Origin of the sequence: Aestuariibaculum sediminum, from assembly GCF_014596945.1 — a bacterium.
Lineage (GTDB): Bacteria > Bacteroidota > Bacteroidia > Flavobacteriales > Flavobacteriaceae > Aestuariibaculum > Aestuariibaculum sediminum.
Map to the genome: position 1 here is coordinate 64,360 of NZ_JACVXB010000002.1, position 22,787 is coordinate 87,146.

The 22,787-nt window shown below is 35.1% G+C and carries 12 protein-coding genes; all 12 read left to right on the top strand.

What is annotated here, in order from left to right; translation table 11 throughout:
- Positions 1-38 precede the first annotated feature (38 nt).
- The 12 genes from ICJ83_RS05290 (at position 39) to ICJ83_RS05345 (ending at position 22,769) form a co-directional block, all read left to right on the top strand.
- Positions 39-3,266: a SusC/RagA family TonB-linked outer membrane protein gene (locus tag ICJ83_RS05290; RefSeq protein WP_188229338.1), complete on the top strand. Its 3,228-nt coding sequence runs from the start codon at positions 39-41 to the stop codon at positions 3,264-3,266.
- A gap of 24 nt (positions 3,267-3,290) precedes the next feature.
- Positions 3,291-5,258: a RagB/SusD family nutrient uptake outer membrane protein gene (locus tag ICJ83_RS05295; protein ID WP_188229339.1), complete on the top strand. Its 1,968-nt coding sequence runs from the start codon at positions 3,291-3,293 to the stop codon at positions 5,256-5,258.
- 18 nt (positions 5,259-5,276) lie between these two features.
- Positions 5,277-6,476: a DUF4959 domain-containing protein gene (locus ICJ83_RS05300; protein ID WP_188229340.1), complete on the top strand. Its 1,200-nt coding sequence runs from the start codon at positions 5,277-5,279 to the stop codon at positions 6,474-6,476.
- A gap of 30 nt (positions 6,477-6,506) precedes the next feature.
- Positions 6,507-7,724 (top strand): DUF4998 domain-containing protein, encoded by a 1,218-nt coding sequence (locus ICJ83_RS05305; RefSeq protein ID WP_223154603.1) that lies wholly within the window; start codon positions 6,507-6,509, stop codon positions 7,722-7,724.
- Between the two features lie 62 nt (positions 7,725-7,786).
- Positions 7,787-8,512, top strand: coding sequence for a LamG domain-containing protein (locus tag ICJ83_RS05310; protein WP_188229341.1), 726 nt, complete (start codon positions 7,787-7,789; stop codon positions 8,510-8,512).
- Positions 8,513-9,114: 602 nt separating this feature from the next.
- Positions 9,115-10,359, top strand: a complete 1,245-nt coding sequence (locus tag ICJ83_RS05315; RefSeq protein ID WP_188229342.1) for a hypothetical protein — start codon at positions 9,115-9,117, stop codon at positions 10,357-10,359.
- Positions 10,360-10,446: 87 nt separating this feature from the next.
- The gene (locus tag ICJ83_RS05320) at positions 10,447-11,319 is read left to right on the top strand and encodes a T9SS type A sorting domain-containing protein (protein ID WP_188229343.1); all 873 of its coding nucleotides are present in this window, start codon (positions 10,447-10,449) and stop codon (positions 11,317-11,319) included.
- Between the two features lie 106 nt (positions 11,320-11,425).
- On the top strand, positions 11,426-14,695 hold the full coding sequence (locus ICJ83_RS05325) for a BNR-4 repeat-containing protein (RefSeq protein WP_188229344.1): 3,270 nt from the start codon (positions 11,426-11,428) through the stop codon (positions 14,693-14,695).
- Between the two features lie 108 nt (positions 14,696-14,803).
- Positions 14,804-17,512 (top strand): glycosyl hydrolase, encoded by a 2,709-nt coding sequence (locus tag ICJ83_RS05330; protein WP_188229345.1) that lies wholly within the window; start codon positions 14,804-14,806, stop codon positions 17,510-17,512.
- Between the two features lie 136 nt (positions 17,513-17,648).
- Positions 17,649-19,784, top strand: a complete 2,136-nt coding sequence (locus ICJ83_RS05335; RefSeq protein WP_188229346.1) for a family 43 glycosylhydrolase — start codon at positions 17,649-17,651, stop codon at positions 19,782-19,784.
- A gap of 50 nt (positions 19,785-19,834) precedes the next feature.
- Entirely contained in the window at positions 19,835-20,860 is a 1,026-nt protein-coding gene (locus ICJ83_RS05340) for a glycoside hydrolase family 43 protein (protein ID WP_223154604.1), read from the top strand.
- Positions 20,861-20,870: 10 nt separating this feature from the next.
- Positions 20,871-22,769 carry a family 43 glycosylhydrolase gene (locus ICJ83_RS05345; protein WP_188229348.1) on the top strand — a complete coding sequence of 633 codons (1,899 nt, stop codon included), beginning with the start codon at positions 20,871-20,873 and terminating at the stop codon, positions 22,767-22,769.
- Positions 22,770-22,787: the final 18 nt, after the last annotated feature.

Sequence of the window (22,787 nt, forward strand, 5' to 3'; positions counted from 1 at the left end):
ACAGAATAGCAAAAACTTAAAACAAAAAATTAATTAATATGATAAAACTAATTAAAAAGAGGAAAGTCTTTTTTTCTTGTCCTGAATTTGATTTCAAACTTAAACTGGTCGCTCTATTTTTGTGTTTGACGACTGCTTATCAAGTTCAAGCCACTGAAGGAAAAATAGTAGATTTCAAGAATGAAACCCAGAAGCGAACCATTACAGGAGTAGTAAAAGATGCTTCGGGGGTGCCTTTACCAGGAGCTAATGTTATAATAAAAGGAACAACAACAGGGGTAACTACAAATTTTGATGGAGAATTTACATTAGATATTAATAGTAGTGCAGAAATTTTGGTCGTATCTTATTTGGGATATGAATCCGTAGAAATTGAAATTGGAACTAAATCTGTATTTAACATTTTGTTAAATGAAGATGCAGCAGCCTTAAACGAAGTGGTGGTTGTTGGATTCGGTACTCAGAAAAAGACAAGTTTAGTTAGTGCAATTACGACTATTGAACCAGAAGAAATAAAAGGTCCAACAAGTAACTTAACGACCATGATGGCTGGTAGAGTGGCAGGTATGATTGCTTTTCAGCAAAGTGGAGAGCCAGGACAAGACAATGCAGAGTTTTTTATACGCGGATTGGGAAATTTTGGTACTGGTAAGCGCGACCCTTTAATATTAATTGATGGTGTGGAGTCTACCCCAACCGATATGGCACGCCTACAACCAGATGATATTGATAAATTCTCAGTTTTAAAGGATGCTTCTGCAGCTTCAATTTATGGCGCTAGGGGAGCAAATGGCGTTGTATTAATTAATACTAAAAGAGGTATTGTAGGTAAAATGAGTGTTCGATTTCGCACGGAACAAAAGGTGTCTACAAACTCTAAAAACTTTAAGTTTGCCGACAACATAACCTATATGAATTTGGCAAACGAAGCAGCCTTGACAAGAGATCCGCAAGCTGTATTACCTTATTCAAAAACTAAAATAGACAGAACAGCCGCAGGTTATGATCCTATTTTGTATCCAAATAACGATTGGATTGATCAATTAATTCAAGACGTAACGATAAATAATTCATACAACATTAGTTTAAGTGGTGGTGGTGAAAAGGCAAGATATTATGTAGCAAGTACCTATAACATTGATAATGGAGTATTAAAAGTTGATAAGATTAATAATTTTAATAATAATATCAAATTACAGAATTATTCCTTTAGAAGTAATGTGGATATGAATCTTACGGAGACAACAGATTTGGCGGTAAATTTATACGCTCAATTTGATGACTATACCGGCCCTATAGGAGGAGGAACTAACATTTTTAATCGAGCAATTTGGTCTAATCCTGTGAAATTTCCAGCAGTATATCCGCAAGAATTAAGACCTTATGTAGAACACCCACTTTTTGGTGGTGCTGTTACTGGACAGGGAAGTACTACACTATTAACAAACCCTTATGCCGAAATGGTTAGAGGGTATTCCGTAAGAAAAGCGGCTAATGTTCAAGCGCAAATACAATTAAGACAAAATTTAAGTGATTTATTAACAGGGTTAAGTTTAAGAGCGATGGGATATATTAGGAGGATTTCATCGTATGAAATAAATAGATCATACAACCCTTTTTATTATCAAGCTAATGTAAACCCTGATACTAATGAAATTAATTTATCCCTTATCAATAATGGTCTTCAGGGGTCTATTGGTACACCAGGACGTGAGTATTTAAATTATGGTGAAGGAGCAAAAGATCTTAATTCAAGAGCTTGGTTAGAAACGGCAATTAACTATAATCACACTTTTGGTGAGAAGCACGATGTTTCAGGTATGTTAATTGGTATTATGTCTAATTATGAAACGGCGAACGCAGGGTCACTGCAACTATCTTTGCCTTACAAGAATTTAGGTTTATCAGGTAGGTTTACTTATGGTTACGATGATAGGTATTTGGTAGAGATGAATTTTGGGTATAATGGATCTGAACGTTTTGCTAAAAATAATCGTTTTGGGTTTTTTCCATCGTTTGCACTAGGTTATATAATTTCAAATGAAAAATTCTTTGAATCTTTAAAACCAGTGGTTAGTAACCTAAAACTAAGAGCAAGTTACGGATGGGTAGGAAATGATCAAATTGGTGCTCCAAATGAAAGGTTTTTCTATTTACCAGAAGTGAATCTCGATAATCCTACTTATGGAGCCAGTTTTGGAGAGTTAAATAATTATTATCGTCCAGGTATTTCTATAATACAATACCCTAATGAACAAATAAGTTGGGAAAAATCTAAGCAAATTAATTTAGGTATCGACTTAAGTCTTTTTAATAATTCTCTAAGCATTGTTGCAGATGTATTTAAACAGAATAGGTCAGATATATATCAGCGCAGAACAGCAATTGGTTCTACTTTAGGTTTAGCTACCACTCCTGCAACTAACTTTGGAAAAGCCGAAAGTAAAGGTTTTGATGGCTCTATTAGTTATAATAAAGATTTTTATAACGGATGGTGGACAAACTTACGAGGAAACTTTACGTACTCTACAAGCGAGATAATTAGACAAGATGAAATAAATTATCCTGAAGAATTAAGCTATAGAAGTGTCGTAGGAAATTCTGTTGCTCAGACCTACGGATACATAGCAGAGCGCTTGTTTATTGATGATCAAGAAGCAGCTAACTCACCTACTCAATTTGGAGAGTATGGCGGAGGAGATATAAAGTACAAGGATGTAAATGGAGACGGGGTAATTACAGAGTTAGACCTTGTACCAATGGGGTATCCTACCGTGCCAGAAATCATTTATGGTTTTGGAGGTAGTGTAGGTTACAAAAAATTTGATTTTAGTGTGTTTTTTCAAGGAGCTGCGCGTACATCATTTTTCATAAACCCTCAAAATATATCGCCATTCGTTATTAATGGCGGGGCACAAAATGGATTGTTAAAAGTAGTAGCAGAAGATCATTGGTCTGAAGATAATCGAAACTCTTATGCATTCTGGCCTAGGTTAAGTGAATATTTTGTAGATAACAATAATAGAACATCTACTTGGTGGATGAGAAATGGCGCATTTTTAAGACTTAAAAGTATAGAATTAGGTTTCAATATGCCACAGAATTTCTTAGATAAAATGAAGATAAATAGCTTGAGATTTTATGCAAATTCATTGAATCCAGTGGTGTTTAGTCAATTTAAAATGTGGGATCCGGAAATGGGCGGAAATGGTTTAGGATATCCAATACAGACCACTTACAATTTTGGAATATTATTGGAATTATAATTTAGATACAAAAATTAAAAAAATATGAAATATTATAACAAAATAATAATCAATAAACTTAAAGCATCTTTAGCTTTGAGTACGCTTAGTTTGGCATTATTGTTTATGCAATCTTGTGAAGATTATTTAGATGTTGTTCCAGATAACGTTGCAACAATAGATAATGCCTTTAAGTTAAGAAATGAAGCAGAAAAATATCTTTTCTCTTTGTATTCATATTTACCAAAAGATGGAGATGTCATTTTTAATATAGGTATGCTATCAGGAGATGAGATGTGGATCCCTTATCAAACTTCAATTACTAGTGATGCCTTTGAAATCGCCAGAGGTAACCAAAGAATATCAAATCCGTACATGAATGTTTGGGAAGGTACCTGGACAGGAGGCGGGCCAGGAGACAATTACAATCTATTCGAAGTACTTAGAAATTGTAACACTTTCATTGAAAATATGAATGATTTAAGTAAGGTGCCAGATATTGAGTCTTCAGAAAGAAAACGTTGGATTGGAGAAGCTGAGTTTCTAAAAGCTTATTACCATTATTATCTTTTAAGAATGTATGGTCCAATTCCAATCATCGATAAAAATGTACCAATTGATGCTCCCGAATCAGAGATAAATGTGAGTAGAGACCCTGTAGATGAGTGTGTGGCGTATATAGTAGATTTATTAGATAGTGCTACAGAAAAACTACCAAATGATAATGAACTTATAGTAACAACGGAAGCAGGAAGATTAACAAAAACTATTGCCTTAAGTATAAAAGCAAAAGTATTGTTAATGGCAGCCAGTCCTTTATTCAATGGTAATTCAGATTTTGCTAGCCTAGTTAATAGGGATGGAACAGCTTTATTTAACCCTGAATACGATGAGAATAAATGGAAATTAGCTGCAGATGCCGCTTTAGAGGCGATACAATCGGCTCACAGTAATGGGAAATCACTTTATGTTTTTCCAGAAACACCTTTTTCGCTTTCTGAAACTACAATGACTCAAATGAGTATACGTCAAGCAGTTTGTGAAAGATGGAATGAAGAAATAATCTGGGCAAACCCGAATAGTAGAACATGGGACCTGCAAAGATTGTGTATGCCACCGTTAATTGCAAGTCATAACCATAACGATGCTAGAAAGATTATTTCTCCGCCATTAAAAATAGCTAGAATGTTCTATACGAAAAATGGAGTTCCTATCAATGAAGATAATTCGTTAGAGTTTTTTGATGAAAAAGAATTACGAGAAGCTACTTCTGAGGAAAGGTTTAATATTAAAGAGGGCTATTTAACTGCTCGACTTAATTACGATAGAGAACCACGCTTTTATGCCGACTTAGGTTTTGATGGTGGTATTTGGTATAAATATGACAGTGAATCACAATCAGATGAAGGTGATGTTTGGTATGTACAGGGAAAATTTGGAGATCCAGCAGGGGCAAGCCATGCTTTCCATACTAACGTTACGGGATATTTTGTTAAAAAGTTGGTCGATTGGAATCAAGTTACTTTTACTACAGGAGGCGCCACATATCAAGATTACGCATGGCCCGAAATGCGCTTAGCCGATTTATATTTAATGTATGCCGAAGCCTTAAACGAAGCAGATGGACCATCAGCAGAAGTTTATGAGTATTTAGATCTTGTAAGGGAAAGAGCAGGTTTAGATGGTGTTGTAGAGTCATGGGCCAATTTTTCAGTAAATCCAACTAAACCTACAACGAAAAATGGTTTACGCGAAATTATTCATAGAGAACGATTAATTGAGTTAGCTTTTGAAGGACATCGTTTTTGGGATTTAAGACGATGGAAAAAGGCTGCACAAGAATTAAATGCACCAATTACAGGTTGGAATATAAAAGGAGAAGATAATGTGTCTTATTATCAAATAAGAACCGTTTATCAACAAAGTTTTGTTTCGCCTCGAGATTACTTTTGGCCAATTCCTGAAAGTCAAATGTTAAGAAATTTGAATTTAGTTCAAAATTTAGGATGGTAATTTTAAAAGAAAATAATCATGAAAAACATAATTAATAATATAAAATGGGTTTCTGCAGTATTACTTGTAGTAGTTTATGCTTGCGATGAAAATAAATTGGAACCTTTAGAAAACAATATGACTCCGCCAGGCATCGTATCCAATGTTCTTGTAGAAAATCTACCAGGCGAGTCTAAGTTAACTTATACACTTCCGGATGATCAAGATTTGTTATATGTTAAGGCAGAATATAAATTGAATAGCGGAAGGATGATGGAAGTGAAATCTTCCTATTACAACAACTCGCTAACCGTTGAAGGATTTGCTAATGAGGAGGAGCAAGAGGTTAAGCTATACGCGTATAACAGAAGTGAAATAGCTTCAGAACCTGTAACGGTAAACATTCATCCTTTAGAGTCTCCAATTTGGGACGTATTTCGAAGTTTATCTGCAGATGCCGCTTTTGGAGGTGTTCGTTTAACTGCAAAAAACCCTTTAAGACATGACCTTGCAATTTTATTGATGGAAAAAAATCAGCAAGGAGACTGGGAAATTCACCCTAACAGTGTTTATACTTCTACAGATTCTATAAACAAGACGATAAGAGGTTTTTCAATTAAAGAGCATGAATTTGCTGTTACCGTAAGAGACAGGTGGTTAAATACCACAGATACCTTATTTGCTAATGTAACACCTTTTGTTGAAGAAGCGTTACCGAAGGCTAATTACAAGCATTACCCTTTACCGGGAGACACACCTTCGCATACTACAGCTGTTCCAAGTGGTATGTGGGATGGAAATATAATGGATTGGCCAAGAGTTTTTTTAACACAAGGAGCCGTATCTGGACAACATATTGTTACAATTGATACAGGCGTATTAGCTAAAATGAGTAGAATTGTAATTTGGGATTATCCAGAATATTACAATGGAAGAACATACTATTACATTGGTAATTTAAAGGAATTTGAAATTTGGGGTTCTGCTAATCCAAATCCTGATGGAAGTTTAGATGAATCATGGGTGAAATTAGGATCTTATAATGCTGTTAAGCCATCAGGCTTACCCTTTGGAGAACAAACAGATGAAGATTACCAAACAGCAAATGCAGGTTTTAGTTGGGAGTTCGATGTTGCTGCACCTAAAGTACGTTATTTAAGAATAAAGTCACTTAAAAACTGGGCAGGTATTGGTACTATGGCTATTGGAGAAATCCAAGTTTATGGAAACCCTAATTAGACCTATGTTTAATAAATAAAAAGAATAATTATGAGTAATATAATTAAAAAATATTTTTGGCAGGCATTTGTTATGTTGGCAATTGTTATAGCCATATCGGCTTGTACAAAGATGGATGATGGGTATAAAGAATTTTTAGAAGGAGGAGAAATTTCTTATACAGGTAAAATAGATTCTCTTAAAGTATATTCTGGTAAAAACAGGGTTAAAGTTGAAGGTCTTTTTATGTCAGATCCAAAGATAACAGAGTGTCGTGTTTTTTGGAATAATGGAGAGGATTTTGTTTCTGTACCAGTCAATAGAACCAATGGTGTAGATACCTTAGAAGTAATTATAGACAACCTTGAAGAGAATATATATAGTTTTGATGTTAGAACATATGATGCGTTGGGTAATGAATCTGTAAGTGTTTCTGGTATTGGTTCAGTTTATGGTGAACGCTATCAAAATAGTTTATATAGTAGACCTGTTTATTCTAATGTTTTGGTAGGAAATGAGTTAGAGGTTAAATTAGGGGATATGGATTTAAGTTCAGGGGTTATTGGTAGTGAAATTGTTTACACGAATCAATCCGATGAAGAAAGTAAAATCTTTGTTCCAATAGATTCTTTTACACAAAAAATTCCAGATTTTAAAGCTGGATCTATTTACAGTTTCAGTACATTATTTTTGCCAGATGAGACTTCAATAGACACATTTTATACAACGCCTATTGAATATAAACCTGTCCCTACTCCTGTATTGGGTAACGCCGCAATACCGTTTAAAGCTGAATCAACGTCAGGAAGATGGGGCGTATTAGCAGCGCCTTGGATTTCCAATGATGCGGTTAAAAACCATAATGGCTATGGTGGCTGGGATGAATGGAATGGAAATATTTTCAATATTGAGTCTGGTTGGGGAGCGGCTCCAGTAATTAATGGTAAAATTTATCAGGTAGTTGCAGCAGAACCAGCAACTTATCAATTAAAAGTTGTTATTCGTGATACAAACCACGATGCAACAGCAGATAGAGGTGCTTACTTTATGATAGCACAAGGAGATGGATTACCAGATTTTGTTAATGTTGAAACAGCTCCAGAGGTTTTAGGTTATAAAAGAATACTATCGACATCTTCTTTAGAATATTTGATAACTTTTACGGTAGATGCACCAACAAATATCTCTGTGGGTCAGGTTACTACACAACCAGAAGGGTTTAACCGTTACTGTAATATTAGATCTTGGGAAATAATAGTGGTTAATTAAGTTATTAGAGTAAAAAATGAGGGGCTTACCCCTCTTTTTTTACTGTTTAATTTTTTTGGGTTATGACATGTTTTAAGTATTCAATGGTTTTTTGTGCCTCAATTATTTATACTTCGTTATTTGCTAAATCTGGTAATAATAATGATTTAAAAAATAGTACAGTAAAGGATTCTATTAAACCTATTGTTTATTTAGACTCAACAAGTTTCAATAATAAAAAAGTGTTCGAAGCCAATTGGAGTATGTTTTACCCTTGGGGAACTGATCATAATGGTACGGCAAGGATGTTTACGGAAAATGTTAGTCTCAAAAAAGGAGGTATTCTTGAAATTAAGGCCTATTGGAATAAAGGAAGAGATGAAGGGAAAAGCTCAGCCGATCCTCATTTACCGATCGCATTTCATTCGGGAGCAGTTCATTTAAAAAAGAAAATAAGGGTTACAGAAATATTACCTTACTGGGAGATTAGTGGGGATTTTCAGGCTCCGATAGAACATGGGAGCTGGCCTGCATTTTGGATTACAGGTGCAACATCTTGGCCTCCGGAGGTAGACATACTAGAGTTTAAAGGGAGCCCCATTTGCTGGCAAAATACAGTTACAGGAAAAGATTGGAGAAGTACGATTTGGACGACCGAAAAAACAGAATTAATTGATGCAGCAAAAATTTGGCATCATTACAAAGTAACATTAGAATATGTAGATGAAGTAAACACCCACGTTAAATTGTACATAGACAACATTTTAAAGTCGGATGAAATTAAAGATTTTACAAATCATCCATTTTGACTAATAATTAATATGCAAATGGAAGGTGCTAGTGGAATGACCAATAAAGATTCTAAAGTACGCAATGAAAATCCAGTATTTAAGGCAAGAAATATTTATGTAGCTGCAACTCCTAAATAGGGAGGGCATTAAATAAATTATGCAAAAACTTGATATACCGCTAATAAAGGTAACATGCGTTTACTCATATTTCTTTTAGTAGAAGAAGACAATAAAGAATGAGGAGTTTTCATAAGATACACAATATGTTAACGCTTAGAATAAGTTGTAAAAACAAAAGATTAACTAGCTAAAGTCAAATAATAGAATCTAAAATATTGATAGTAGTTTAATAATAAAGCAAAGACTCTACAAGGTTTAGTCCCGATAATGTATTTCATTCGATAAAGGGGGAAACGATATAAATTTTAATTATTTAAAGAACTAAAGAACTAAAGAACTAAAGAACTAAAGAACTAGGGTTTTATTTTAAAACATTAAGGATGTTAAGTAGTATACTTGATAATAACAGTGAGAGCTGGTACTTGAGTATAATTTAGTACACCTTAAAACAAGAAATTACTACGGCGTAAAAAATAAGTACGAACAAAAATTAATTAGTTATGAAAGAGTATTTCAATCAACCAGTAAGTAAGTTCACATTAGGATCAATAATGTTGCTGTTTATAATAGCTTTTTCTTGCTCTTCAAATGGTGCATCAGATGATGATGTTGTTCAAGAGGAAGAAGTAGAAGAAGTAGTAGAACTACCAGAGGTAAGTACAAATGAGCCAGAAGATTTGACGGCTATTAGTGCCACGTTTTGGGCGAAAATTGTAAATGATGGAGGTGCAAGTATTACAGAAAGAGGAATTTGTTATGGGTTTAACGAAAACCCTACTTACAGTAAGGATTTTAAAACAAAAGCGAATTCTTATAATGGATCTGGAGAGTTCAAAACAAACCTTACAGACCTAGAAAGCAATAAAACATATTATGCGCGAGCTTATGCTATAAATAGCAAAGGAGTAGGGTATGGTAATCAAATTAGCTTTGTAACTCAAAATGTGCAAGACCCGGTTTTGGCAATTGGCGAAAAGGTCTCGGGAGCTCATGATATCTTTTTAGAGATTATTTTAGAGGATTCAGGAGATTTAGATATAGAAGAAGTAGGGATTGTTTATAATACTTCAGGAGGAGCTACAATAGATGAAGATAGTAAAATTGTGAGTAGTGAAGTTCAAAATAATTACTTGCAAAGAGTAACAGGATTGGACCCTGAAACACCTTATTTTTTTAGACCATATGCTAAAACTACTAAAGGGGTTATTTACAGCGACCAGGTTTCGGTGAGCACTATAAAAAAAGGGAATTTCACATGGGATTTATGGAATCCAGCCTCTAACCCAGATGCAGAAACACAAGCCGCTTATGATCGTATAACTGAAGCTTTTAATATTGCTACGACTTACTATAATAATTTCACATCTATTGTAAAACATGTTAATGTAAATTATTCTCCAGGAACACCTACAGCTGATGCCAACTTTGATGGTTGGATAAATATGGGGGCAAAAGTTAGTTATCAAAAAGCAGGTACCGCAATGCATGAAATGGCTCATACTGTGGGAGTGGGAACGCACTGGAAATATGCAGAGTTAATGCAAGGAACATGGCAAGGTTCTCGTGCAAATACAATTTTAAAACTACTTACTAGAGATAGTAATGCGGTAATAAAAGGTGATGGTACGCATTTTTGGCCATATGGAATTAATGGTGCTCATGAAGATAGTGGATCCGATGAGTTGTATATGATACATGCCCTTATCATACAAGGTATGAAGACAGATGGATTACCAAGTAATTAAAATAAATTCATTCAATTAAACCGACGCGTTACTCTTTTTATAAAAGAGGAGAGAAATAAAAATAATCAATAACTAAATTTAAAGAACATGAAAAAAATTACAAATTTTATTTTGACGGCAATTATAATGGTTGCCACTAATGGAGTAATAGCTCAAAACTTGATTCCAGATTGGGATGCAAATGGTTTAACAGGAGCAGGTACAGAAGCCAACAAATGGGGGTTTGGATCAGATGGTGCTGTATGGGGTGAAGCCAATGGAGGCAGCTGTAGATATCGAGATGGAATTACTTATAATATAGAAGGCGGAGGAACTTACGGAGGAAGACATTTTCTTTACAGATGGGATGGTGATACAGCAAATGCAAATTCAGTAATGTCATTAGGTGTGCCTGTGAATAAAGGGGTAACAACTGAACAAGCAGGCATACCAATGACAGGGAATTTGAATTATACTATTACCGGATATTATGCTTGGTTAAATAATGCAAATGCTCCTACTTATGAATTTGGGTTTGGTCAAACTCCAACAGGAACACCAATAACCTCAGCATCTTTTGAAGCACCAGTGAGAGAAATTTATCACCCTTTTACACTCAACTTTACCCCAACTGTGAGTGGAGACTACTTTTTTCAAGTAAGACAAATAGACGGAAGAACTAGTGGTACAACAGGAAATGGAGGTATCATATTGTTGGCTAACCTAAGTATTGAACAGAATACTTTAAGTATAAATAATGCTACATCACCAGTCTCTTCAAATATTAAAGGTATTGGAAACAGAGTTTTTGTATCTGATGTAAAAACTGCTACAGAAATAAAAATTTACAGTATAGATGGTTCTTTAATAAAGACTATAAATACATCTAATGATATGGATTTTAATTTCAGATCAGGCCTTTGGATTGCGACCTTAAAAACCTCTGAAGGACAAAAATCGGTAAAACTTTTAGTGAAATAAACTTTAGTTTTTCAAAATTTTGAATGAATTTATTTAAATAAAATTAGGCCGAGACGTAATTGTTTCGACCTAATTTTTATTAATGTTAAAATTAATTTTTATAAAAATGAAAATACGAGCATTAATTTTATTCCTTTTTTTAATTGTATTAACAATAAGCAATGTTAATGCTCAAAATTTAATTTCATACTGGGACGCCAATGGGTTAACAGGAGAAGGGAGTGAAGCCAATAAATGGGGTTTCGCAGCTTCAACAGGAGGTACAGACTGGCAACAGGCTAATCAATTAGGTGTAAGATATCGAGATGTTACAACAGTATCTGTCGAAGGAGGCTCAACTTTTACAGGACGAGAATTTTTATACCGTTGGGAAGGAAGTTATATTGGGTCAATGATGTCTTTAGGTACACCATTAAACCAAGGTGTAAACACCGATAGACGTGGAATAAATTTAGAAGAAGGAAAAGCTTATAACTTTTCAGGTTTATTTCAATGGATAAATAATGCAAATGCTCCAACTTACGAGTTTACAGTTTCAGATGCTCCAATAGGAGGAAATGTTATCGTTAGTAAGACTTATAATACATCTACAAGAGAATTGTATAAACCTTTCGAGATTTATTTTGAAGTACCCTCGAGTGGCGAGTATTATATTCGGGTAGAGCAAATTGCAGGTCTAAGTGGAACACAAGGAGGACTTATTGGTTTGGCTAATTTAGATTTAAAAGAAACAGCAGTTGTAACACCTTCACCCCCTTATTTAAAAACTGGAACTAAAATTTTAACTGAAGATGGAACTTGGTGCTGGTTTCAGGACCCCAGAGCTATATACCACAAAGGACAGAAGGAACAAACATATTCAGGTTGGATTACTCACGACGGTAAAATACAAGTAGCAAGTTACAACCATGAAACAGGAGAGATTATAGAAACCACAATTAAAGAAGATTTTCAGGTAGATGATCATAACAACCCAACTTTTTTAATTAGAAATGATGGACGCATCATGGTGTGTTATTCTGGACATTTTTTTGGGCCTATGCGTGTGCTAATATCAGAAGCCCCTGAAGATATAACCTCATTTGGTCCAGAATCAACTTTCGGAACATCAGTAACCTATGCTAACCCCTATCAAATTGGTAGTAGTATATATATGTTTTACCGAGATGGAAGCACATGGCACCCGAGTATTGCGATTTCAAATGATGGAGGCGTAACATGGGGAGCGCCACAAACACTTATAAAAAGAGATGCTAATCAAAAAAGACCCTACGTAAAATACACCCAAGATAGCCAGGAAGGAATTCACATCACTTTTACAACTGGGCATCCTAGGCAGGAAGCGGCAAATAAAATCTACTATGTGTATTTTAAAGATAATAAATTTTATAAAGCCGATGGGACTTTTATTAAGGACTATACAGGAACAGCTTCTGCTTTAGATATTGATGCCGGAGAACCAGAAGTTGTTTACGATGCTTCACAAGGAAAAGGCTGGACCTGGGATATTGCTCTTGATGAAAATGAAGACCCTGTAATATTATATGCAGCTTTTCCAGACGATTATAATCACCATTATTATTATGCGACATGGGATGGCACACAATGGAATAATAGACATATTGTAAACAGTGGTCGATGGTTTCCTCAAACTCCAAGTGGACAAACAGAACCTGAACCTAATTACTCAGGTGGGTTGAGTGTAGATCCGAACGATGTGTCAACAGTTTATTTATCTAAGCAAGTGGATGGTGTATTTGAAATTTATAAGTATCAAACACCAGACGCTGGTATAACATGGACTTCAGAAGCTATAACACAAAATACACCGTCTAACATGATTAATGTGAGGCCTGTTGTACCACGTCATCATAAATCAGGATATTTTGATGTTATGTGGATGAGGGGCACATACGTGACTTACCAAAACTATTATACATCGATCATGTATTTAAGTCCAAATGACGATATAAAATACTTCGACTTTGGCACCAATAACTCAGAATTGGACACAGACGCTATTCAAGTTACTAATAACTCACAATATAATGGTGACTATGGTTTTGTTGATGTTACAGGTTTATTGGCAGTCGATGAATCGCAAAATAATAAATCTCAAACAGATTATGTTGAAGGAACGAGTCCATATACATTTAAAGTTAATGCATTTAACGGAACGTATACTATAACTCTTGTACAAGGAACAAACACAAAAGCACTCAGCGGACAATATGTTAAAGCTAACGGAGTAACAGTTATTAATAACGGATCATCTAGCATAGGGGAGTGGAAATCTTATACTTTTGATGTTGATGTAACTAACGGTACGTTAGAGCTAGAAATAAGTGGTTCTAATGAAAATAATAATTTGTGGGTTATTAATAGTTTGTTGATAGAAACCAAAGAATTAGATGCTAATGGCTTAAATATAAATGAAGAGAATATAGAACTTTATGAAGTTGATGAAGCTCAATTACATTATACCACATTCCCAGTAAATGTTAATCCAGAAGACATTTCATGGACATCAAGTAATGAAAATATAGTTACAGTTGACGCCAATGGATTGGTAACCGCTGTCTCACCAGGAACAGCTACCATATCTGCCAGTATTAATCAAGGCACTATTCAAGATTCTTGTTTATTAACAGTTAACCCAATAGTAACAATGCCAGATGCGGTAACTTTTGATTTTGGTACCACTACTTCGCCATTATTATCTGGAGCTGAAAGAGTTGATGAAACCAGTATGTTAAATGCTTCATATGGTTGGTTAACTACCAATGGAATATTAACACGGGATCGTGGGAGTTCAGATGCTTACCCAGAACGCGATTTTGCTTTGTCATCGATAGATAAAGAATTTAGAGTGTATTTAGATAATGGTATTTATCATATTAAAACAACTCATGGGGATAATCAATATGCACATGATAATATGTTTTTACAAGCAAATGGAGAAAATGTGGTGAATAATTTTTCGTGTGTATCTGGAGATTATATAATCAACGAGTTCGATATTAACATTACAAATCGAAAATTAGAAATTATTATTGGAGACCAGGGAGGGAGTGATGTAAACTGGGTATGGAATACTCTTGAAATAGTTAAAACGGGTAGTTTAGGTATTGAGGACGAGTCATATGCAGAAAACGGGTTTAAATTATATCCGAATCCAGTTGACAATATTTTAAATATAACATCTTATAAAAATCAAATTCAAAAAATAGAAATATTCAATGTACTTGGTAAGAAATTGCTAGAAATTAAAGATTCGCACCGTATCGATGTTTCTAATTTTAGTAACGGACTTTATTTTTTCAGAGTTTATTCAGATAATGAGCAGGTATATACAAAATGTATAGTCAAGAAATGATTTTAGGAAATTAACACAATCGAATAATAACATAAATAACTATTTTTTAATATAAAGATTATGAAAAGCATAATGAATAAAACAAATATAAATTCATGTCTCCAGAGTATGAATTTATTTATATATAAAGAGCCAAGAAGTATGCAACTTTTTCTAATAATGTTATTTAGTGCTTTTGCTTTGGAGTCCTTTTCTCAAACAGATGTTACTAGTATTTATTTAACAAATGCAGACTTTAATACAAATTGTAATTATACTACGGGAACATCGGGGACAGTTGCAACGGCAGATCCGGCGAATACAAGTACCATTGAAGGTTGGACACTTACTTCAGCTCAAGCCTGGAGTGCAGCAGCTACTTTCGAACATGGTTGGAACGGCTCCTTTAATGGTGTTACAACTCCTACTTCAGGAGCAGATGGAGCTTTTGGAACAGGGCAGGGAGCAATAGGATTAACAGCAGGATGGAGTGGAAGTCTTATTTATAGTCAGCAGGTTACTTTAGATCCTGGTTTGTATACCTTCGAATTTGCTACAGCCTTTTTAGGACAAAATAATATTGCAGAAAACTTGACGGGTTGGTTGGGTGATGATGGATATGTTGTTTTATCTAACGCCAATTCAGTGCAAGCGTTAGGATATTGGTATACCCTTCAATTATCAATTCGCATAGTATCTCAAACAACTGGTAAGATACAAGTAGGAATGAAACCACATCAGTCAGGCTCCACATCAAACGCGAGAGTTTTTATTGACTATGTGAAAATTATTAGTCAGCCTGTTAATAAAGATGCATTACAAGCATTAGTTAATACCGCAAATAGTATGTTAGCTAATCCTGAAGAAGTCCCTGCTGGGTCTACAGTATACCAAGATCTTCAATCAGCTGTATCTAATGCGCAAGAAGTTCTAGATAATGGTGCTGCTACAACAAGTGCTATTTTGAAAGCGGAAGATGATATGAATAAGGCAATTGATGATGTAGAGGCTGCAATTTTCGAGGCCTCACAAACAATTTTTGATAATTATACAGCTACTTATACCTCGCTTACAGATATTAATATGAAGTTAACGGGTAAGGGGCAAGTTACTTTAACTTCGTCGTCAGACCCCATAGTTAATAGTGCTATCGATTTAGCCTCACCTGATGCTTGGGTTTATTTTGAAAACTTAAAACCATCTCAGGTTGCAACCTCATATTTAAACTATTTTAAAGTTAATGGGCAGGACGCAGCTGTAGGAAATAATATAAGAATTACCAATTATTTGAATGGGGCAATGGTTATAGCTCATTCTAATAACTATAACGCTTTAACCGTGTTTGATGGAGCCGCCCAGGGAGGAACATCAAGGAACCTTTCAATTAATCAGCATTACAAAACCGCAGAATTAGGAGCAATGGCTGATAATATTGAGTCATTTATACTTAAACGTGGATATATGGCAACATTTGCCAGTAACGAAAACGGAACAGGAACAAGTAGAGTGTACATAGCAGATGATGACGATGTCATTGTAGATGTTATGCCCGAGGGACTTTCCAATACCGTGTCTATGGTAGTAGTGCGGCAATGGAGATGGACAACAAAAAAAGGTTGGAGAGGAAGCGCATCTGGAGCAGATCAGTTCAATGCAGGCTCAAGTTATGATTATAATAATTCAAATTACGGGACATTAGATGTGGAGTATGTACCAATGAGACACAATCCAAACTGGAATGCTTACAGTAATTTTATGGATAAATTTGGAAGTACACATGCACTTGGTTATAATGAACCAGATAACTCTGTCGATGATGGTTTTAGCTCGGTAGCTGATGCTATTAATGCGTGGCCGAACATGATGGCATCTGGGTTACGCTTGGGTTCACCAGCACCAACTGATGGTGGTCTAAATTGGTTATACAGTTTTATGGATCAATGTGATGAATTAGGTTATCGTGTAGATTTTGTAGCTTGGCATTTTTATCGTGCAAATAATACGGCACAACAGCTTTACGACCAATTATTAGCCATACATAACAGAACAGGACGCCCTATTTGGATAACCGAATTTAATAACGGATGTAACTGGACTTATAATGGTAACGAACCAACTCAGGAAGAAAACGCTCAGGTTATTCAAGATTTTATTAATATGTTGGAAGATGCACCTTTTGTAGAAAGGTATTACGTTTGGGATGGTTGTAATGAATCTTTGAGAATGACCAATTACGACGGATCTTTGAAACCAGCGGGAATAATTTATCGTGATCTTGAATCTACTATGGCTTTTGGGGAAGACTTTTATAACGATTGTGAGCAACCAGTAATTACACCTTATGTTCAGGTTAACAACGGAGAATGGACAACTAATACAGATCTAACTGTAAATCCAGGTGATCAAGTAAGGTTCGGACCACAACCATTCGGGGGCACTTGGAGTTGGAGTGGATGTGGTATCTCAGGTTCATCTAGAGAACAAGTTATTTACCCAACCGACCCATGCACAGTAACAGCAACAAACACCAGCATTTGTGGCGCAAAAAGCACTGTGGTTTATAAAATAAACGGAGGAACTTTAAGTACGGATCAAGTTGAAAATAATATAGGTATATACCCCAACCCTGCAAACAATTTTATAAATATTGTTTTAAAAGGAAATTACGATGATACCAATGTAATACTTTTCGATTTAACGGGGAAAATTGTTTTAAAGACTAATTTAATAAAAGATGAGAATAAGATTGATTTAAGTCATCTTTCTTCTGGTATGTATGTAGTTAAAATTAAAAATCAAAATCAATCGTTTAGTGTTAAGAAAATAATAAAATTATAGATGAATAAAAAGTAATAGCCTTATTAGTCTATTATTTGTTTTTACAATTTATATGCAAATTATTTTACCTTAACTAAAACCTTAAACTGTTGCTTAAAAATATAATGTTAATAATACTTCTGAGTTAAAAAATAGTATGATAAAATTAAAATTATTTGTGAATCTTTTTTTTGCGGTTTTATTTCTAACGCTACTGTCATGTGAGGCAGAGGAAAAATATACCACGTATTTATTCACATATTTTACAGGAAATAGCGGAGATGAAGAAGCTATACGCTATGCTTTAAGTAGTGATGGCTACAATTATTATGCGCTTAATGGCAATCAACCTATTATTGATTCAAAAGTTATTAGCTCAACTGGAGGCGTTCGTGATCCGCATATTTTAAGAGGTGCCGACGGAAAAACCTTTTATATGGTAGTAACGGATATGGTTTCGGCCAATGGCTGGAGTTCTAACAGAGCCATGGTACTCATGAAATCTAAAGATTTAATTAACTGGACATCCTCTGTAATAAATATTCCAAAAACCTATCCGAAGGAATTTGGCGACGTGGTGCGTGTATGGGCACCTCAAACTATTTACGACGATAAAACGAATCAATACATGATTTACTGGTCTATGCTTGGTGAAAAAGGCCCGGATATTATTTATTACGCCTATGCTAACAAAGATTTTACTGGTCTGGCAACTGTACCTAAGCAGTTATTTTTTAGTCCAACAAACAGTGCTTGTATCGATGGCGATATCATTTACAAAGATGGTAAATACAACTTATTTTTTAAGAATGAAAGTCACGGTGGTGGCATTCGTAAAGCAGTATCAGATAAATTAACAGAAGGCTATGTACAGCAAGATGGCTTTTACGATCAAACCGATGAAGCTGTTGAAGGTTCGGGAATTTTTAAATTAATAAATTCTGAAGATTATATTCTCATGTATGATATGTACATGTCTGGAACGTATCAGTTTACAAAATCAAGTGACTTAGAGCATTTCAAAGTGGTTGATGATGCAATTTCTATGAACTTCCATCCGCGTCACGGAACAGTAATCCGAATCACGGAAAGTGAAAAAAATGTCCTTTTAAATAAATGGGGAACACTCGATAAAAGTGTTTTTTTAAATTTTGGTAACAAAGCTGTTCGAGAAAATAATATCGATATAAATGATGAATCAGAAACTATATATATTCCGGTGTCACTTGGTACAGATATTTCTAACTTAGATTTAAATATTGAAACCATTCCGTGGGTCAATATTTTAACTACTGGAGTACAAGATTTTTCAAATGGAGCTGTTAATTATACCATTGAAACCGTCGGAAAACAAAAAACGTACAAAGTAGCAGTTCACGAAGATAATAACCCAGTGTTAAGCGGGTTTTATGCCGACCCTGAAATCATCTATTCCCAAAAGGATAAAAAGTATTATATCTATCCAACAAGCGATGGGTTTAATGGCTGGTCGGGTACATATTTTAAAACCTTTTCGTCGCCAGATTTAGTGAATTGGACAGATGAAGGTATTATTCTCGATTTAAAAAAAGATGTAAGCTGGGCAGACCGTAATGCCTGGGCTCCATGTGCTATTGAGAAAAAAGTGGATGGAAAATATAAATACTACTATTATTTTACTGCCGCACAAAAAATAGGTGTTGCTGTGGCCGATAGCCCTACAGGGCCTTTTGTCGATTCAGGACAACCAATTATAGGCAAAAAACCTGAAGGCATTAATAGAGGTCAGGAAATAGACCCCGATATTTTTACCGATCCTGTTTCTGGTAAAAGTTATCTATACTGGGGTAATGGTTATATGGGTGTCGTAGAACTAAATAATGATATGGTTTCCGTTAAACCGAATAGCTTTAAACTTTTAAATCCTGGAGTTACTTTTAGAGAAGGAACAGAAGTGTTTTATAGAAACGGCACCTATTATTTTTTATGGAGTGAAAACGATACTAGAAGTCCAAATTATCGTGTCCGTTACGCAACCGCCAATTCGCCATTAGGACCACTAAATATTCCTGAAAATAATTTAATTTTAGAAAAAAGACCTGAAAAAGGCATTTATGGAACAGGGCACAATAGTGTGATTAACGTACCAGATACTGACCAATGGTATGTCATTTATCATCGTTTTAATCGACCGAAAGGCATCACAATGGGAAGAGCCGCAGGGTTTAATCGCGAGGTTTGTATTGATAAAATAGAGTTTAATGACGATGGAAGTATAAAACCTGTAGAACCAACACTATCTGGAGTTACATAACTGAAGTAAATATTAATACTATCATGGGTAAACATATTTTCATTTTTTTTATGCTTTTAGTAAGCTTTTGCAGCTGCAAATCTTCCGTAGAGAAAAATAAAAAAGACGAAGATTTTAGCGCTTACCTCATGGTGTATTTTAAAGATAACGACCACAGTCTGCATATGGCCTTAAGTGCGGATGGCAAAAGTTTTACCGATATAAATCAAGGAGAAGCCATTATATCCGGTGATACAATTGCCAGCCAAAAAGGCATTCGCGATCCACATATTTCTCGAGGTCCTGACGGTGCTTTTTATTTAGTAATGACCGATTTACACATCTTCGGTAAACAAAAAGGATACAGAACAACCCAATGGGAACGTCCGGGAGACCTTTACGACTGGGGCAATAATCGTGGTTTTGTGCTTATGAAATCTTATGATTTAATTCATTGGACACATAGTAATTTTTTGTTCGATGAAGGTTTTGAAGATTTTGAAAATATAGGTTGCGCCTGGGCGCCACAAAGTATTTACGACCCTAAAGAAAAAAAGATGATGGTGTATTTTACCATGCGTTTGGGGCATGGTAAAACCAGACTATACTACGCTTATGCTAATAAAGAATTTACTAAACTAGCCACCAGACCTGAATTATTATTTGAATATCCCGATGAAAAAGTACAGATTTTAGATGCTGATATTACCCAAATTCCAGATGGTCGCTATTGTATGATGTATGTTGCTCAGGAAAACCCGATAGGAATAAAAATGGCATTTTCAAATGAAATTAATAGCGGTTATCAATATAACCCAGATTGGATAGATAAAGAGCCTGGATCTTGTGAAGCGCCTAACGTATGGAAACGCTTAGATAGCGATAAGTACATTTTAATGTACGATATTTATAGTATCAATCCGCATAATTTCGGATTTGTAGAAACCTCCGATTTTAAAACCTTTTCGGATATAGGGCATTTTAACGAAAGTGATATGAAAACCACCAATTTCACATCTCCAAAACACGGCGCAGTAATTCCATTAACAAAACAGGAAACTTTGCGTTTGGCAAAGCAATGGAACTATAATCTTTAACTATAATTGTATGAGGAAATTATTGAAAATACAATGGTTTTTTATGTTTTGCGTACTTTCTGTAGGTGCTCAAACTCATAATTTCGATGGTTATTTGTTTGCTTATTTTGAAGGAGCGGCCGAAAACCGAAAAAGCGAAGAGCAGTTGCGGTTTGCCATTAGTGAAGATGCCATAAATTGGAAAGCATTAAATAATAATCAGCCTATTTTAAATTCCGACGACATTTCGCAATCGGGCGGTATTCGCGATCCGCACATTTTACGTGGAGAAAATAACGATTTCTTCATGGTTGCCACCGATATGTCTACCGCTGCAAATGGCTGGAAAGAAAACCCCGGTATTGTTTTGCTTAAGTCGGATAATTTAATCGATTGGACGCATAGTACCATAAATTTATCGAAAGATTATCCCGAAGCTTTTGGTGATGCTTATTGGGTTTGGGCACCACAAACTATTTTCGACCCTGAAGTTAAAAAGTATTTAATTTATTTTACGCTAAAGCGGAAAGACGACTCTAAACTTGATTTTTATTCGGGTTATGCCAATACAGATTTTACAGGATTTGAAACCGAACCAAGGTTAATGTTTTCAGCCAAAGATGGAGCAATCGATAGCGATATTGTTTATAAAGATGGGCTATATCATCTGTTTTATAAAGGAAATACAAAGGATGAAAACGGAAAAGAATTCGAAAACGGTATTAAACAAGCCACAAGCAAATCCCTTCAAGGGCCTTGGAAGGAAAGTTTCGATTATATTGATTTTTATGCCGATAAAAAAACTACGGTTGAAGGTTCTTCAGTCTTCAAATTAAATAATTCTGATGATTATATATTGATGTACGACTTGTATTCCAGTGGTCGTTATGAATTTCAGCGTAGTAAAGATTTATTTAATTTTACTCAAAAACCAGAATCTTTTACAAAAGATTTTCACCCCCGTCATGGTAGTGTAATTGGTATTACGCAGGACGAATTAGAGAGGTTAAAAAATCAATGGTTTCATTCTTCAGAATATCCTAAAATAATTAGAACTGAAGGAAACCCCATTTTCACTCATAAATATACCGCCGATCCTGCTGCAATTGTTTTAAATGATACTTTGTGGTTGTATACAGGTCACGATTTTGAAGGTGGACAAAAAGGCTATAAAATGAAAGATTGGCTAGTATTTTCAACCACCGATTTAGAGCATTGGACCGAATATCCGGTGCCAATGAAAATTACAGATTTTTCCTGGGCAAAAAGTGGCGATGCTTATGCTGGCCATGTGGCCGAAAGAAACGGAAAATACTATTGGTACATAAGTACAAACTGGACAGGAATTGGTGTTGCGGTTGCCGATACACCGGAAGGTCCTTTCAAAGACGCCTTAGGAAAACCGCTTTTAACAAACAACGATTGTTTTGCCTCTTCACATTCATGGGCATGTATCGATCCTGCTATTTTTATTGATGACGATAATCAACCTTGGATATTTTGGGGCAATGGGCAATGTTATTACGCCAAATTAAAGGATAGCATGATTGAAATTGATGGTGAAATTAAGCAAATGAATTTTGAAGGCTTTGAGTTTACCGAAGCACCTTGGATTCATAAATATAAAGGAAAATATTATTTAACATATGCTACAGGATTTCCCGAAAAAATAGCTTATGCAATGGCAGATACTATTGAAGGACCCTACGAATATAAAGGTATTTTAAATGAAATTGCTGGGAATAGCAATACCAACCATCAGGCAATCGTAGACTATAAGGGAAAATCCTATTTTATTTATCACAATGGCGGTATTCAAACCGATGGCGGAAGTTACAGTCGCTCTGTATGTATCGATAAATTGGAGTACAATGAAGACGGCACAATAAAACCTATTATTATGACCACTTCAGGTATTATAAAAAACTAACTAACTAACTAACTAACT